The following is a 17,194-nucleotide window of genomic DNA, read 5'->3' as shown; positions in this document are numbered from 1 at the left end:
TATGTATTAGACTGACCAGTTGGTCAATATAATAAAAAGGGAGCGCAAACATGAACAAAATCATCAATTTCTCGTTAAAAAATAAGTTCGCAGTTTGGCTACTAACCATTATTGTTACTATTGCGGGGATCTACTCTGGACTCAATATGAAGCTGGAAACAATCCCTGATATTACAACACCGATTGTGACAGTAACTACGGTCTATCCTGGTGCTACACCAGAAGAAGTAGCTGATAAAGTTTCAAAGCCGATGGAAGAACAACTACAAAATTTAAGCGGTGTTAACGTTGTGAGTTCATCATCTTTTCAAAACGCATCTTCTATTCAAGTAGAATACGATTTTGATAAAAATATGGAAAAAGCAGAAACAGAAATTAAAGAAGCTCTCACAAATGTAAAACTCCCAGAAGGTGTTAAAGATCCTAAAGTTTCACGAGTAAACTTCAATGCCTTTCCAGTTATTTCGTTAAGCGTGGCAAGTAAGAATGAATCTTTAGCTACCTTAACTGAAAATGTAGAAAAAAATGTTGTACCAGGATTAAAAGGACTTGATGGTGTTGCATCTGTTCAAATTGCTGGCCAACAAGTAGATGAAGTACAGCTTGTCTTCAAGAAAGATAAAATGAAAGAACTAGGACTAAGTGAAGATACCGTAAAAAATGTGATTAAGGGATCGGATGTATCTTTACCACTTGGCTTATACACATTTAAAGACACGGAAAAATCAGTTGTTGTAGATGGCAATATTACAACGATTAAAGCGTTAAAAGAACTTAAAATCCCAGCTATACCTTCCTCACCTAACGGTCAAGGTAGTCAAAATGCTGGCGCTGGTGCACAAACGCCGCAAATGAATCCAGCTGCTATGAACGGGATTCCAACAGTTACATTAGACGAAATTGCTGACATTAAAGAAGTTGGGAAAGCAGAATCTATTTCTCGAACAAATGGAAAAGAAGCAATTGGAATTCAAATTGTGAAGGCCTCTGATGCAAATACAGTTGATGTTGTAAATGCAGTAAAAGATAAAGTAAAAGATCTTGAGAAAAAATATAAAGATTTAGAGATCATTTCAACATTCGACCAAGGTGCACCTATTGAAAAATCAGTTGAAACAATGCTGAGCAAAGCAATTTTCGGTGCTATCTTTGCGATTGTTATTATTATGCTGTTCCTACGAAATATTCGAACAACGTTAATTTCTGTCGTTTCAATACCACTTTCTTTATTAATTGCTGTTTTAGTCATAAAGCAAATGGATATTACGCTTAACATTATGACACTTGGAGCAATGACCGTTGCTATAGGCCGCGTTGTCGATGACTCAATTGTTGTTATTGAAAATATTTACCGACGTATGTCGTTATCAGAAGAGAAATTACGTGGAAAAGATTTAATTCGTGAAGCTACGAAAGAAATGTTTATCCCAATTATGTCTTCCACCATTGTAACAATTGCTGTATTTTTACCGCTTGGACTAGTAAAAGGTATGATTGGTGAAATGTTCTTACCATTCGCCTTAACTATCGTCTTCGCTTTATTAGCATCATTACTAGTAGCAGTTACAATCGTACCGATGCTAGCTCATTCCTTATTTAAGAAAGAGAGCATGAGGGAAAAAGAAGTACATCATGAAGAAAAACCAAGTAAATTAGCAAATGGGTATAAACGCATACTTGCATGGGCTTTAAATCACAAAATTATTACATCAAGTATCGCTGTCCTTCTATTAGTTGGTAGTCTTGCACTTGTACCAGTTATCGGTGTAAGTTTCTTACCTTCTGAAGAAGAAAAAATGATTATTGCAACATATAATCCTGAACCAGGTCAAACGTTAGAAGACGTTGAAAAAATTGCAACAAAAGCTGAGAAGCACTTCCAAGATAATAAAGACGTCAAAACAATTCAGTTCTCATTAGGTGGAGAGAATCCAATGAGTCCTGGTCAATCAAACCAAGCAATGTTCTTCGTGCAATATGATAACGACACGAAAAACTTTGAAAAAGAGAAAGAACAAGTCGTTAAAGATTTACAGAAGATGTCTGGCAAAGGCGAATGGAAAAACCAAGACTTCGGAGCAAGTGGCGGTAGTAACGAAATTAAACTATACGTTTATGGAGATAGCTCAGAAGACATTAAGCCTGTCGTAAAAGATATTCAAAATATCATGAAGAAAAATAAAGACTTAAAAGATATAGATTCTAGTATTGCAAAAACATATGCAGAGTACACTTTAGTCGCAGATCAAGAAAAGCTGAGTAAAATGGGCTTAACGGCTGCTCAAATTGGAATGGGACTTTCTAATCAACATGATCGCCCTGTTCTGACAACAATTAAAAAAGACGGTAAAGATATCAATGTATATGTAGAAGCTGAAAAACAAAATTATGAAACAATCGATGACTTAACAAATCGCAAAATTACAACACCACTTGGTAATGAAGTAGCTGTGAAAGATGTTATGACTGTAAAAGAAGGTGAAACATCGAATACAGTAACACACCGAGATGGACGTGTTTATGCAGAGGTTAGTGCCAAATTAACATCTGATGACGTTTCAAAAGCATCTGCTGCAGTACAAAAAGAAGTAGATAAAATGGATCTTCCTTCTGGTGTAGATGTTTCTATGGGCGGTGTTACTAAAGATATTGAAGAATCATTCAAACAACTTGGCTTAGCGATGTTAGCTGCGATTGCCATTGTATACTTCGTTCTTGTCGTTACATTTGGTGGTGCCCTAGCACCATTCGCAATTTTATTCTCGCTACCATTTACAATTATTGGGGCTCTTGTTGCCTTATTAATCTCTGGTGAAACATTAAGTGTATCTGCAATGATTGGTGCGCTTATGTTAATCGGTATCGTTGTAACAAACGCAATCGTGCTTATCGACCGCGTTATTCATAAGGAAAATGAAGGACTATCAACACGTGAAGCTTTATTAGAAGCTGGTGCAACACGCCTTCGTCCAATTTTAATGACTGCAATTGCAACAATCGGTGCTCTTATCCCGCTTGCATTAGGATTTGAAGGTAGTGGCTTAATTTCTAAAGGACTTGGCGTAACGGTAATTGGTGGATTAACAAGTTCAACGTTATTAACACTTCTTATTGTTCCAATCGTTTATGAAGTATTAAGCAAATTTAAAAAGAAAAAAACAAAATAACAAAAAAATAACCTCGCTAACTGCGAGGTTATTTTTTATTTCCAAACAAGATTAGGAAATCGCCATAGCCTTCTTTCTCTAATTCCTCTTTTGGAATAAATCGAAGAGCTGCCGAATTAATACAGTAACGAAGGCCATTTGGTCCTGGACCATCTGGAAATACGTGCCCAAGATGTGAATCTCCTTCTTTACTTCTCACTTCTGTACGTGTCATATTATGACTCACATCCATCTTTTCTTTCACACTTGCTGACATCACTGGTTTTGTAAAACTAGGCCATCCACATCCACTATCAAATTTATCTAGAGAAGTAAACAACGGCTCACCTGAAACGATGTCTACATAAAGACCTTCCTCTTTATGGTTCCAATACTCATTTCGAAATGGTGGTTCTGTACCATTTTCCTGTGTTACATAATACTGCATCTCATTGAGTTTTTCTTTTAAATGAGCATTATCCTTTGGCCAATGTTGCTTAATAAAAGCATCTCGTCCTGAGCCTTTACGATATAACTCATAGCGGAATGTGTTTTTCTTATGGTATCCTTGGTGATATTCTTCAGCTGGATAAAATGTAGCTGCTGGTAGTATTTTTGTCGCAATTGGTTTTGAAAAGCGTCCACTCTGCTCAAGCTCTTCTTTTGAGGCCTCTGCTTTTTTATGTTGTTCTTCATTATGATAAAAAATCACCGTTTCATAAGACTGTCCGCGGTCGTGGAATTGTCCACCAATATCGGTCGGATCAATTTGTCTCCAATATATATTTAACAATTCCTCATACGGCATTTTATTTGCATCAAATGTAATTTGTACTGCCTCATAATGTCCCGTCGTTTCTGAACATACTTCTTTATACGTTGGATTCTCTTTATGACCACCTGTATAGCCAGAAACAACCTTTATAATCCCTTCCATCTCTTCAAATGGCGAAACCATACACCAGAAGCACCCTCCAGCAAATGTAGCCAATTCTATCTTTTCATTTACAGCCATTACTTCACCCCTATTCTATGTTCTGCTTACAGTATGGCATAAGAAACATCATATTATAAAAGAAAAAGCACCGAACATCGATGCTTTTTCTTTACTTCACTTTATTTTTTCCAACATCCTTCTCCATTTCATCACTTGTCACGTCTAAAACATCTAATAAGAAGATGAAGATTGGAATACCGATAATTAATCCCCATACACCTAAGAAGTGTTCTGAGAAGATTAATACCATAAATGTATAGAAAATCGGTAAATTTGTTTTTTGCGACATAAACTTCGGGTTTAATACGTAACTTTCAAGCGCATGAATCACTGTTACGATAACCAAAATATAAACAACGTACATGATACCGCCAATATTGTAAGCAATCATACAAAGTGGGAATAACGAAATGATAACCCCCGCTACTGGAATTAAGCCCAGCAAGAAAATCATTAACGCTAAACCTAATAATTGTGGGAATCCTAATATCCATAATGCGATAACTGAAAGAACACAGTTAACAACAGCAATTAAAAATTGCGCTTCGATTACCTTTCCAAATGAACGTGCAAATTTCTTTCCGAAGTACTCAATTTCAGTATAGAAAATTGCAAGCCTGCTTTCTTTAAACTTTGCAGTAAAACCGACAATACGAGATTTTTCTAATAAGAAAAATAAACTCAAAATTAAAGAAAGTAAAACTTGAAGGCCAAATTTACCAACATTCGTAATCGATTTATACAAAATGTCTACGCCTTGTCCTACATATTTAGAAAGCTCCATATGATTGACAGCATTAACTGCATACTTAATTAGTTCACTATCTGGTGGGTTTCTTAAAAATACATTGAATTGGTAAATCAGTTGTGAAATTTGTATCGTCAATACTGGTAAATATTTAAATAGCGTAATAGCAATTCCACCAATTAACATTACATATAGAAATGCTATAATAATTTTTCGATTAATAGGCATGAAATGATCTAATTTGCGTGAAATAAACTTTTGGAATCGATCCATTAAATACGTGAGAATAAACGTAATTAATATTAAATTCAACATACTTTGCAGCCCGTATAACACGAGAGCAAGTATTACTAATACGAGTAACCTCTGAAATCCTTTGCTTTGAAACAGGTTTTTTATTTGCATAATCGACGAATACTCTCTCCTGTCCTATAAACTAAAACGTTAATAAGTAGATTTCTCTCTCTTTTCTACTTTTAATTATTCATTCATATTAAGATTTTTATAAACTCATTATATGCCTACCTTACCAGGTATATAGTAGCCTACTTCTTATTTTACAATACAATGACCTAATTCAAAACGTATTCTACATAGTATTAATGAAGATTTAAGGAAACTTACATTTTTTAATAGGTCTTACCACTACTGTAACATAAAAAGCAAGCTATCAGTAGAAATCTGTTCTACAAATAGCTTGCTTTTCTTATTTTTTAAGTAAGTTTTACTATCCAATGAATGGCATGAACATTGGGATGACAACTACTGTTACAACCCCAACTACCGTTACAGCAATACTTGCCATCGCTGCCTCTACCTCACCCATTTCAATTCCTACTGCAACTCCTAATGCATGACCCGCTGTTCCAAGTGCTAAACCTTTTGCGATCGGATGTTTCACTCTAAATGTTTTTAAGAATAATGCTCCTAATGCGTATACGATAACTGCGTTGAAAATAACTGCAAACGATGTAATTGCTGGAATACCACCAATACTTTCTGAAATTGGTAACGCAATTGCTGTTGTTGCTGCTTGTGGTAGCATTGAATTCATTACTGCTGTATCTAAACCGATTGCTTTTGCAACAATGAACACGACAATTACTGAGCAAATAGATCCAACCACGATAGCTGATAAAATTTGCCACCAATATTTTTTCAACTTATCAACTTGTTTATATAGTGGGATAGCGAATGCAATTGTTGCTGGCTCTAAGAAGAAACTAATCATTTTTCCGCCAGTATTATATTCTTCAAAAGTAAAGTTACCTACCTTTAGAAATACAATCCCTAATACCATCGCTACGAATAATGGTGTAAATAGGAAGAACCCTTTTGAATGCTTGAATAATAATGTTCCGATTCCGTATGCGATTAATGAAACGACGATTCCGAAATATGGAGTCATTGTGCTTGCCATGTTCATTACCTCCCAACAATATATAAATACAATGGTTACGCAACCTTTCCGTGCTTGCGTCCTTTATTTACTACTTTCAATTCTTTTATATCTTCTGTTTCTTTTTCATCTTTTCCTAAAATAAATTGTGCAAATAATCCTGTTACAGCGAGTAAAATAACTGTCGCTACAACAATTACAGTTAAAATTTGTACAAAGTATTGCCCCATTACACCAAGAGAATTAATAACTGAAATACCTGATGGGACGAATAAGAATCCAATAATACCTGTTAAAGCTGTTCCGAGTGATTCAACTTGCTCCAATTTAATAAGTTTTAAACATAATAGACTAAATAAAATAACTAACCCGATTACCGATGAAGGCATTGGAATTGGTAAATGTGTTGCAATAATATTAGAAATTAACATAATATCTGAAAATATGAATGCTTGTGATAAGAAACTATATACTTTTTTCGTACTCATTTTGGCCACCTCTTTCGATTTGGTACCTTTATTGTATAGGATATAACCGCCTAAGTAAGCGTTTACATAACGGAACGTCAAATATACAGAATTAGTTACAAATATAAAAGGATGAAATACAAAAGCTGCTCCTTAAATACGAAGCAGCTTCTTGAGTTCTTTTGCATATGTACGACTAACAGGTACTTTTGATCCTTCTTTCATAATTAAATTATAAGTAGAGTTAAACCATGGCTGAATTTCAGTAATATGATTAATATTTGCAATAAAGCTACGATGAACACGCATGAAACTTACTTGCGGCAACTTCTTTTCCAAAATTACAAGTGTATCGTGTGTTACATATGTTTCCCTCATTGTTTTTACTGTCACTTTTCCGTCCACAAGTCCTACATATACAATATCTTCAATATTAACAAGTACGATTGATTCTTCAATTGGTAATGCTAATTTATGCATCTCTACTGTTACATCTGTCCCCTTTATTTCGTGCTTCGTTTCTATTTGCGATTGTTTTTGTTTTTTATACTTCTTTAATGTCTGCACAATACGCTCTTCATCAAATGGTTTTAAAATGTAGTCTAACGCATCTACTTCAAATGCTTGCAGTGCATATTGATCATAGGCAGTAGCAAATACAATTGCAGGTGGATTTTTCATCTTCTTTAATATATTGGCGATTTCAAATCCGTTATCATCGGATAATTGAATATCTAAAAACACAATATCTGGTCTACTTTGCATTAGTTCTTCTAATGCGTCTTCCACACAATCAGCCTCACCAATTATCTCAACTTCTTTCGTTCTCTCTAATAAATACTTTAGTTCATCACGTGCTAACATTTCATCGTCAACTACTAATACTTTTAACAATCTGTTCTTCCTCCCCTACTTTTTTTGGAATAACAAAAGTAATCTCTGTCCCCTCATTTAATTCACTTTCGATATGAAGCATCGTTTCTTTTCCAAATAATCCAATAAGGCGTTCATTAATATTATATAAAGCTGTTCCAGTCCCTTTCTTTGACGAAACTACCATCTTTCCTAATTGTTCTAAACGTTCTTCCTCAATTCCCTGTCCATTATCTTTTACTTCAAAATGAACCATACCCTCTTTTTCAAAAACATGCACTTCTACTTCACATACTGGTTGCTTCTTCGGAAAAGCGTGTCGCAATGCATTTTCAACCAATAGTTGAAGAACAAATGGTGGTACTAAAGTTGTCTTTAGCTCGTCCTCAATATACATCTTTACCTCATACTTATTTGGGAACCTTGCTTGTTCTAAGGATAGATATGCCTGTACATGGTTTAATTCTTGTTCTAGTGGAATCAATAACTGACGTGCCCCTTGCAAATTACATCGGAAATATACGCTAAGCTGTAATAATAACTTCCTTGCTTTTTCTACATCTGTTCGGCATAAAGCTGATACTGTATTAATCGCATTAAATAAAAAGTGCGGGTTAATTTGCGCTTGTAATGCTTTTATCTCCGCATCTTGAAGTAATTTACTTTGCAACTCAGCTTCTCCTAACTCTAACTGCGTGGAGAATATTTTTGCTAACCCTTCTGCTAATTCTTCTTCAACGCGACTTAACTGGTTAGGATTTTTAAAATACAGTTTTAATGTCCCTATCGTATTTCCATGCGAAGTTAGTGGAATAACAATCGCCGCTTGCAAAGGGCATCCTTCATGTTGACAATTAATGACCTCACGTGATTTTGCTTTCATTATTTGCCCTGTATGTAAAACTTCTTTCGACAAACCAGTTATTAAACTATGTGAAGGAATATGGTGATCTGATGCTAATCCAACATGAGCTAATATTTTCTCTGTATCTGTTAAGGATACCGCATCTGTTCCTGTAAAACGGTGAATAATTTGTGCCACATGCTTACATGATTCTTCTGTTAAGCCTTGGCGAAAATATGGTAACGTTTTATCTGCAATACGTAATACCTTATGAGTCTGAAGTGCCTTTGCGTTCTCTTCCTGACGCAAAATAGCTTGTATCATAGAAAGTAAAATAAAACTTCCAAAACTATTTACAAGGATCATTGGTATCGCAATTGTTTTCACAATGCTCATTCCATCCTCTACAATTAATAGGATCATAATCATTTCTAAAGAAACGATAAAAACACTTAAAATCGCTGAAAACTTAGGAGTAATTGTACGATTATACTTTTTGAAAATGTATCCAATATACCCCGTTATAACACCTGCTAAAATTGACGAGATTGCACAACTTAGAGCTGTCGTCCCTCCAAGCATATAACGGTGAATACCAGCAATTGATCCTACCCCAATTCCGACGATAGGACCACCAAGCAATCCACTAATTCCAACACCCATAATACGTGTATTCGCAATGGTACTCGATGATGAAACACCTTGTAACCAATTTTCATTCATAATCGTATTTCCTGCTATTTCAATCCCAGTGTAATTGCTTACAATTGTAAATACCGAAAAAATACAAATAAGCTTAAGCTTATCTACATAGCCATCCTGTTTATGAAGGAGGCGTCTGAAAGTTTTAATATGAGAGAGTAAAAATCCTAAAATAACTATAAGTCCGACTCGTTCAATCATCATGAGTACTAAATTTAGCATCTTTGATTCATTCCTTTTTATTTAGTTAGTTTTATTATGGGAAAATAATGAAGTCGGCGTCAAGAAGAACGAAATGTTTTTTGAAATATTTTACACATAATAACTTCCTCTTTATTTGACAATACATATAGAAGAGTGCTAAAAATAAAGTAATATAATACAGTCCTTTAACCCAACCCCGTGAGGTTGAGAAGGAAGTCGGAATACAATATACGTATGTTCTTTTCTTGGGGATACGTATGCTTTTTTGGCCTTCTCATCATATCAGGTGAGAAGGCCTTTTGTTATTCTTCCATAGCGACTGTAGAAAATAAGGAGGAGTAATAATGAACGTCACTACTGATGTACAACAAACAACAGAGGAGACAAAAGCGAAAAGATATAAAACATTATTTGGTTCTGCGCTAGGATATGCAGCAGAAGGTTTAGATATGTTGCTATTATCGTTCGTACTTGTCTATATTTTAAAAGAGTTTCACTTAAGTCCTGTTGAAGGTGGAAACTTAACTTTAGCTACCACAATAGGAATGTTAATTGGTTCTTATTTATTTGGATTTATTGCTGATTTATTTGGCCGTATTCGTACAATGGCCTTCACAATCTTACTGTTTTCACTAGCAACCGCACTCATTTATTTCGCAACAGACTACTGGCAATTATTAATTCTGCGCTTTTTAGTTGGAATGGGAGTTGGTGGTGAATTCGGAATCGGAATGGCCATCGTAACAGAAACATGGTCTAAAGAAATGCGCGCTAAAGCGACATCTGTTGTTGCACTTGGATGGCAATTTGGTGTACTGATTGCTTCACTCCTTCCAGCATTTATTGTCCCACACTTTGGATGGAGAGCCGTTTTCTTATTTGGATTAATTCCAGCTTTACTAGCTGTCTATGTCCGTAAAAGTTTAAGTGAACCGAAAATATGGGAGCAAAAACAACGCTACAAAAAGGAACTATTGCAAAAAGAAGCTGCAGGTAAATTAACAACTACTGAAGCAGAACAACTAAAACATATAAAAAAATTTCCACTTCGAAAGTTATTTGCCAATAAAAAAGTAACAATTACAACAATTGGTCTTATTATTATGTCGTTCATCCAAAACTTCGGATATTACGGAATCTTCACATGGATGCCCACTATTTTAGCAAATAAATATAACTATACATTAGCAAAAGCAAGTGGCTGGATGTTCATTTCTACCATCGGTATGCTAATTGGAATTGCAATCTTTGGTATTCTGGCTGATAAAATTGGTCGACGTAAAACCTTTGCAATCTATTATATTGGCGGTACAGTATACTGTCTCATTTACTTCTTCTTATTCACAGATTCAACATTATTATTATGGGGAAGTGCATTGCTTGGATTCTTTGCAAATGGAATGATGGGAGGATTTGGAGCAATTTTAGCTGAAAACTATCCTGCTGAAGCTCGCTCTACCGCTGAAAACTTTATTTTCGGTACAGGACGTGGGTTAGCTGGATTTGGGCCTGTTATTATTGGCTTACTCGCTACAGGTGGCAACCTACTTGGAGCATTGTCCTTGATTTTTATCATCTACCCAATCGGGTTAATTACAATGCTACTATGTGTACCAGAAACAAAGGGAAAAGTATTAGATTAAACGTAAAAGAGGAAGCATCTCATTTAAGATGCTTCCTCTTTTACGTTTTTATTTATTTATTTTGATTTACTAGCCTTCTGAAATAAGAATGCAGTTTTATCTTCTTCTTTTACAATACCTTGTTTTAACGCTAATTCTCCCGCAACTTTAGGCGCTAACCATAGCATTGGGAATAACAAAATTGATACCGGAACTGCCGTCACCACGATAAACGATTGTAGCGCATTAATACTTCCTTCACCCATATATAAAAGAATTGCTGCAACTGCGCCCATAATAAGCGACCAAAAAATTCGCAAACTAATTCTAGGATCTCCGTCTCCAGTCACTGCCATTGAAATGGAATACGCCATTGAATCTCCTGTTGTCACTACAAATAAAATTGTTAATAAAAGAAACGCTGGTCCAATAATATTAGAAAGTGGCAATTGCCCTGTAATTGCAATCATAGCCGCCGGCATACCAGATTCACTTAATGCGTCCGAGATAGACCCAGGATTCATCAACTCATAAAACACGCCTGATCCACCTAATATAGTAAACCAAAATGTTGTAATAATAGGTGCGATAATTCCAATTGCAGCGATGATTTCTCGAATCGTTCTCCCTCTTGAAATTCGACTCACTAAAATTGCCATCATTGGTCCGTATCCAATAAACCATCCCCAGAAAAAGATTGTCCAAGATCCTAACCAACTTGTATCACCACGGTATGTGCTCATCGGTATAAACTCATTTACATAAAATCCAAACGAAGAAACAAACGAATCAATAATAAATCCACCTGGCCCAAATAGTAATATGAATGCCATTAACACAATTGCTAATCTAACATTTAAATTACTTATAATTTGAATCCCTTTATCAATACCTGTTACTGCCGATATGGTAGACACGGCCACCACACAAACAATAATTGCTAATTGAGTAGTAAACACATCAGAAATTCCAAATAATTCTTGTAATCCATAACTTGCTTGTAAACCTAAAAATCCAATTGGGCCAATTGTACCTGCAGCTACTGCAATAATTGCAGCTGCATCAATTATCGTTCCAAGCAGGCTCTTTCTTAATTTTTCCCCAAAAATAGGATATAAAAGCGTTCGAGGTTTTAGCGGCATATCTTTATGATAATGTCCATACATCATAACTACCGCACTAATTGTACCTAAAATCGTCCATGCTAAAAATCCCCAATGCATATAACTTTGTGCTAAAGCAGGCATGACTGCTTCTTTCGTTCCAGCAGATATACCATCATGTATTGGTGGCACCGTCATCAAATGATACATTGGCTCTGCTGCTGCCCAAAAAACGCCACCTCCAGCAAGTAATGTAGACATAATAATAGCAAGCCATTTTGCCGTACTAATCTCAGGTTTTTCTAATCCCCCAAGCTTAACTCTCCCATATTTGGAGAAAGCCATACACATCGCAACAATAAATGTACCTAATAATAAAACTTGCCAGAAGGCACCGAAATATTTAATTGAAAAAGCGAAACTTTTATTAATCGCACTCTCTACATAATCCTTGTTCAAAAAAACTGCAATTACAAATAATAAAAGTGAACCACCACTAATAATAAATACAGGCCAATCAGTTTTTCGACTCTTCATCCTCATTTATACTTCCTCCTTCCTCAGCAATCTAAAAAAACAACTTTATTATGTTTTATTGTTTAAACCTAAAACATAATAATTATATATGCATAACATTTTATCGACTTCCCACATACTTATGTTGTCCCTAAAAATATGCCAAATCCCTTATTAAAAAGAAAAATTCTCTTCCTCTTACATAAAAAAGCAAAACAAAAGACCTTATATTTCTATAAGGTCTTCGAAACAGAAATTTGATTATAACATAAGGTACTCCTTGGTTCAAAAATCCTCTTCCAAAAATAACCGAGAGTAAAGGCTTCCATTTGCTACATAACAGTAATTAAAAAAAATATATTTTGCAGAAAAAAACTGCACTAAATATTATTTATGAAAGAAATTTGGCTTCAAAATTTCATTCGGATACGGTTTATGATAAATGTGAGTGGTAGCTGGAGATAATGGCGGAATAAGCCATACCCAATTACCTGTTACAACACGACCACAAGCAGCTTCTTGCTTCTCAAATTGCTGAAATTGTTGTGCAGCAGTATGGTGATCAACAATACTAACTCCTTGTTTTTTAAAGGAGTGTAGTACGGCAATATTCAACTCAATTAGCGCCTTATCTTTCCATAAGGTACCGTTTCTCGATGTATCTAAATCCATCATCTCCGCAACAGCCGGAAGTAAATTATAACGATCATGATCTGCTAAGTTGCGCGCCCCAATTTCTGTTCCCATATACCATCCATTGAACGGAGCGGCTGTATAAGAAATACCGCCAATTTCTAAACGCATATCTGAAATCATTGGAACACCATACCATTTCACTCCAAGTGATGAAATAGGGTATTCTGGGTGTTCAATTGGCACTTCTTTTACTTCTTCTCTCGGAATTTCTTTATATGTAGGTGCCTTCCCGTTTATAGAGAACACAAGTGGCAATACATCGAAATTCGTACCTTCTCCTTGCCAACCAAGCCCCTGACAAAAGTCCGTAAATGTAGCGGAATGAGAATCACCAATCACTCCCGTTTCTGTTTTATATCCTGCATATCGAATCAATTGGTGATTATAAATTCTTATATTATTTTCTTCACCTTGATATTGCTTAAAAATCGTAATGGTTGGTTTAACTTTCCCGTCGTTCGTTGCATATTTAATATGATGAATTAATGCATTATATACACCCTCTTCATCATTTACTTCGCGCGCATCTAATATGTGCATCTTACTCCAAAATAGTCTTCCAATACATCTATTACTGTTACGCCATGCCATTCGTGAACCATGAACAAGTTCTTCAAATGTATGCTCATATGTCCCTGTCTTCTCTATCTCAATTTGAATTTCTTTTATACGTTCTTCTATCAATTGTTCTTTATGAAGCTCCTTATAACAAATCGTAATAAAATTACTTGCTTCTTCTATTAATTGTTTCGTTTTACTCATAAACAATCTCCTTCTATTTCAACAAAACCCTGCTACTTTACAGTATAAGCAAAAAGGATAGGAGTCACAAATGAAAGTGAGAGTGTTACTTTTATTGTAATATTTTTCAGAAAATTAATGGACTTACTATTGACTTATATGGAAAATGGGTGTATTTTTGACTCAGGTAAAGTATTTTTACCTAGACCAACTTTTTAAATAGAAAGGAGGTAATGTTATGTCTTCATTTCAATTGCCAAAGCTTTCATATGACTATGATGAACTAGAGCCACATATTGATAGCAATACACTTTCCATTCATCATGGAAAGCACCATGCGACATACGTAAACAATTTAAATGCTACTTTAGAAAATTATACTGAATTACATAATAAATCTTTAGAAGAATTGCTATGTAATTTAGATACTTTACCGAAGGAAATTGTTACAGCTGTACGAAATAATGGTGGCGGTCACTATTGTCATAGTCTTTTTTGGGAAGTGATGAGCCCACGAGGTGGCGGTGAGCCTAATGGAGACGTTGCAAAAGTAATTGATTATTATTTCAATACCTTTGACAACTTAAAAGATCAACTTTCCAAAGCAGCTATTAGTCGTTTTGGAAGTGGCTATGGATGGCTTGTTCTTGACGGTGAGGAACTCTCTGTTATGAGTACACCAAATCAAGATACGCCTTTGCAAGAAGGGAAAATCCCCTTACTCGTAATTGATGTATGGGAACATGCTTATTATTTAAAGTATCAAAATAGGCGCCCAGAGTTTGTTACCAACTGGTGGCATACAGTAAACTGGGACCAAGTAAACGAGAAGTATTTACAAGCAATTCAATCACAAAAACATTAGTCGTACGTATAAGGTAAATTTGGTAATGTAAAATCAGTATTGTCGAAATCCTCCAGAATCCCCCGGATTGCCACCGGGGGATTTATGATTACTTCATTGTATTTATATAATGTTTTAAAACATTTTTCATTTCTAGTTTCAGCTCTCGGAACAAAAATCCGAATTCACGAGCCTTTCCATTATGTAATGTACAGTTAGTTACCTCATTATAAGGAGCTATATTTTCCCCAGCTTTCTGAATGAGTGCTTTTATTCCTGTCTTCTCTTCTATGAAATGAATAATTTCTTCCGTAGAAACTACCCCGTTACTACAGGCGTTAATTGGCCCTTTCACATTTTCCATTCCGCACCAAGCTAGAAACTCTCCTGCCTCTTTTTCATGTATAAATGACAAAGTTCCATCTACATGATCCACAACGATAGGTTTTTGGTTCACAATACATTCAACGTAAAATTGTAACCTTTTCGTATAATCGTTTTCTCCAATAACAACTGGAAAACGAACTGCAACAACTGGGAATGTTGCTTGTTGAAATACAACGGCTTCAGCTAATCTCTTTCCTTCACCATAATTGAAGTCATTCCTATCTCCATACGCGATTGCATAATCGTACGGATTAAAGTCTTCTTCTGATAAGCTTAGGGCAGGTTCATAGACGGCCATTGAAGATGTCATAACATATTTCTTCGTTTTCCCTCGTAACACTTCACATGTTATCTTCGCTGCATTCGAGCTATAGCATAAATTATCGTATACAATATCATAACTTTTTCCTTCTAGACACTTTTCTAGTAGCTTTCCATCTTCTCTATCAATAATTATTCTTTTTACTGCGCTACCAAAAGAATCTTCAGTAACTCCCCTCGTCGCAATCGTTACATCGTGCCCCTCTTGCAAAAGTGCTTCTACTAAATGTTTACCAAAAAATCTTGTTCCCCCTAGCACCAATACTTTTTTCAACTTCATCATCCCCATTTTAGCAAATTGTAAAATACTACCTCTCTATTATAAGTGCCAACATATAAAAAGCATGGAATTCGTTTAACGATTCCATGCTTTTCTACAGAAAATATATTAACGTACTCGATATTTATAAATACAATAACAGAAGTACAAAATAGAAATTACTGATACATAAACCCATAGTTCATATACAAATCCCTCTCCCCACACTCCCATAAAATAAAAGAGTGAAGGTAAAGTCAATGTTACCCATGATTGTACGAAGGCAATCCTTCCAAGATATTGATTAATGTTCTTCTTTTGTGTATTTAATACAAAGAATAAATACCAAAGTAATGCCCACATAAACCACGTTAACGCATTAACAACATCATGGAATTGAACAAATGAAACAACCATATAGAATAAGGCTATAATTGCTACCCAAATACAAAACCATCCTAGACCACTACTATCCATTCCTTTTATAAAAGTAACACCTACATATAAATAAGTTAATCCAAATAAGAAAGTAGCCGCATATGAATACACTGTCCAATTGCTTTGGTCAGAAATCATGATCAAATAAAACGGAATAATAATTTGTAGTGCACCCACAAATAAATTAAAAACACCCGCACTTTTCATCTCTGCTTTCCCTAATATAACAAGACTATTTAAAAATAAAGCTGCCCCTGAAAGTAATAATCCTACATAACCCATATATATTCGTGTGAAAATCTTTACCTTTCACACTTTTAACCTCCCCACACTATAAAGTGATACTTATATTATTTTTCTTCCCATTTAAAACTGCATACATAATTTTTCATTCAAATAAGTCAGACCTCCTACCTCAAAAAGGAGCGAACTTAAAACGCTTTCAATAATAAATAATCCTATCAAAACATGAACTAGGATTCCTTGATTATAAACGGACTCTATCAATGATACAAGTGTTGGAATACTTTTCAATAATACGCTTTCAATTTCTATAAAAAATTAATAAAATAATACATTCCTCTATCTCATTCTACTACCTTCTAGCATAAGATATTGTAAAATCACATCATTTAAAACAGCGAACGTTCTTTTCTAGGTTCGCTAATAAAATTAATAAAAAATGACCTCTTGCTTTTATGCAAAGGTCATTTTTTTATATTCATCATTAAACTTTTAAATAGCCATTTTTATTATTTGATTGCCATTTCCAAGAATCTGCACACATTTCTTCTAATCCGCGTGTTGCCTCCCAGCCTAATTCACGCTTTGCTTTCGATGCATCAGCAAAACATACTGCCACATCACCTGGGCGACGCTCTGTAATT

General features: G+C 35.0%; 14 protein-coding genes and 1 pseudogene. 3 read left to right on the top strand and 12 right to left on the bottom strand.

Going from position 1 to position 17,194, the window contains the following annotated elements:
• The first annotated feature begins 50 nt into the window (after nt 1-50).
• Nucleotides 51-3,167, top strand: coding sequence for an efflux RND transporter permease subunit (locus tag ACTFR3_RS22810; protein ID WP_001033493.1), 3,117 nt, complete (start codon nt 51-53; stop codon nt 3,165-3,167).
• Nucleotides 3,168-3,195: 28 nt separating this feature from the next.
• Here the strand turns inward: ACTFR3_RS22810 and msrB are convergent, their stop codons facing one another.
• The 7 genes and pseudogenes from msrB to lytS all read right to left on the bottom strand — a co-directional run bounded on the left by msrB (nt 3,196) and on the right by lytS (nt 9,398).
• Nucleotides 3,196-3,648: a peptide-methionine (R)-S-oxide reductase MsrB gene (gene msrB / locus ACTFR3_RS22805; protein WP_224201069.1), complete on the bottom strand. Its 453-nt coding sequence runs from the start codon at nt 3,646-3,648 to the stop codon at nt 3,196-3,198.
• Between the two features lie 45 nt (nt 3,649-3,693).
• A pseudogene (gene msrA, locus ACTFR3_RS22800) lies at nt 3,694-4,161 on the bottom strand (peptide-methionine (S)-S-oxide reductase MsrA); the annotation flags it as partial.
• 91 nt (nt 4,162-4,252) lie between these two features.
• Nucleotides 4,253-5,296, bottom strand: a complete 1,044-nt coding sequence (locus tag ACTFR3_RS22795) for an AI-2E family transporter (RefSeq protein ID WP_001166010.1) — start codon at nt 5,294-5,296, stop codon at nt 4,253-4,255.
• A 322-nt stretch (nt 5,297-5,618) separates the two neighbouring features.
• Complete coding sequence (gene lrgB / locus ACTFR3_RS22790; protein ID WP_000168869.1) at nt 5,619-6,311, bottom strand: antiholin-like protein LrgB; 693 nt, start codon at nt 6,309-6,311, stop codon at nt 5,619-5,621.
• 35 nt (nt 6,312-6,346) lie between these two features.
• The gene (gene lrgA / locus ACTFR3_RS22785; RefSeq protein ID WP_440044825.1) at nt 6,347-6,778 is read right to left on the bottom strand and encodes an antiholin-like murein hydrolase modulator LrgA; all 432 of its coding nucleotides are present in this window, start codon (nt 6,776-6,778) and stop codon (nt 6,347-6,349) included.
• A 132-nt stretch (nt 6,779-6,910) separates the two neighbouring features.
• Nucleotides 6,911-7,651, bottom strand: coding sequence for a LytR/AlgR family response regulator transcription factor (locus tag ACTFR3_RS22780; protein ID WP_000921843.1), 741 nt, complete (start codon nt 7,649-7,651; stop codon nt 6,911-6,913).
• On the bottom strand, nt 7,629-9,398 hold the full coding sequence (gene lytS / locus ACTFR3_RS22775) for a two-component system sensor histidine kinase LytS (RefSeq protein ID WP_000933565.1): 1,770 nt from the start codon (nt 9,396-9,398) through the stop codon (nt 7,629-7,631). Before lytS ends, ACTFR3_RS22780 begins: the two co-directional genes overlap by 23 nt.
• A gap of 326 nt (nt 9,399-9,724) precedes the next feature.
• Here lytS and ACTFR3_RS22770 point away from each other — a divergent pair, with 326 nt between their 5' ends.
• Nucleotides 9,725-11,023 carry an MFS transporter gene (locus tag ACTFR3_RS22770; RefSeq protein ID WP_001103412.1) on the top strand — a complete coding sequence of 433 codons (1,299 nt, stop codon included), beginning with the start codon at nt 9,725-9,727 and terminating at the stop codon, nt 11,021-11,023.
• A gap of 56 nt (nt 11,024-11,079) precedes the next feature.
• Here ACTFR3_RS22770 and ACTFR3_RS22765 read toward each other — a convergent pair whose 3' ends face one another.
• Both ACTFR3_RS22765 and ACTFR3_RS22760 read right to left on the bottom strand, forming a co-directional pair.
• On the bottom strand, nt 11,080-12,648 hold the full coding sequence (locus ACTFR3_RS22765) for a BCCT family transporter (RefSeq protein ID WP_322369029.1): 1,569 nt from the start codon (nt 12,646-12,648) through the stop codon (nt 11,080-11,082).
• Nucleotides 12,649-13,008: 360 nt separating this feature from the next.
• A complete protein-coding gene (locus ACTFR3_RS22760; protein WP_000047627.1) occupies nt 13,009-14,079 on the bottom strand; it encodes a nitric oxide synthase oxygenase in 1,071 nt (356 codons plus the stop codon).
• A 217-nt stretch (nt 14,080-14,296) separates the two neighbouring features.
• Here ACTFR3_RS22760 and sodA point away from each other — a divergent pair, with 217 nt between their 5' ends.
• On the top strand, nt 14,297-14,923 hold the full coding sequence (gene sodA / locus ACTFR3_RS22755) for a superoxide dismutase [Mn] (protein ID WP_000094042.1): 627 nt from the start codon (nt 14,297-14,299) through the stop codon (nt 14,921-14,923).
• Nucleotides 14,924-15,011: 88 nt separating this feature from the next.
• On the opposite strand, the gene ACTFR3_RS22750 is transcribed toward sodA, so the two are convergent.
• The 3 genes from ACTFR3_RS22750 to ACTFR3_RS22740 all read right to left on the bottom strand — a co-directional run.
• Nucleotides 15,012-15,899, bottom strand: a complete 888-nt coding sequence (locus tag ACTFR3_RS22750) for an NAD-dependent epimerase/dehydratase family protein (protein WP_002195968.1) — start codon at nt 15,897-15,899, stop codon at nt 15,012-15,014.
• Between the two features lie 99 nt (nt 15,900-15,998).
• Entirely contained in the window at nt 15,999-16,589 is a 591-nt protein-coding gene (locus ACTFR3_RS22745) for an AmiS/UreI family transporter (RefSeq protein WP_000542569.1), read from the bottom strand.
• A 445-nt stretch (nt 16,590-17,034) separates the two neighbouring features.
• Nucleotides 17,035-17,194 (bottom strand): GDP-mannose 4,6-dehydratase (locus ACTFR3_RS22740; protein WP_440044848.1); only part of this gene is annotated, 160 nt, incomplete at its 5' end.

This window comes from Bacillus cereus group sp. MYBK14-1 (assembly GCF_051916885.1).
Classification (GTDB): Bacteria; Bacillota; Bacilli; order Bacillales; family Bacillaceae_G; genus Bacillus_A; species Bacillus_A cereus.
This window is presented reverse-complemented; position numbering and strand designations above follow the sequence as displayed.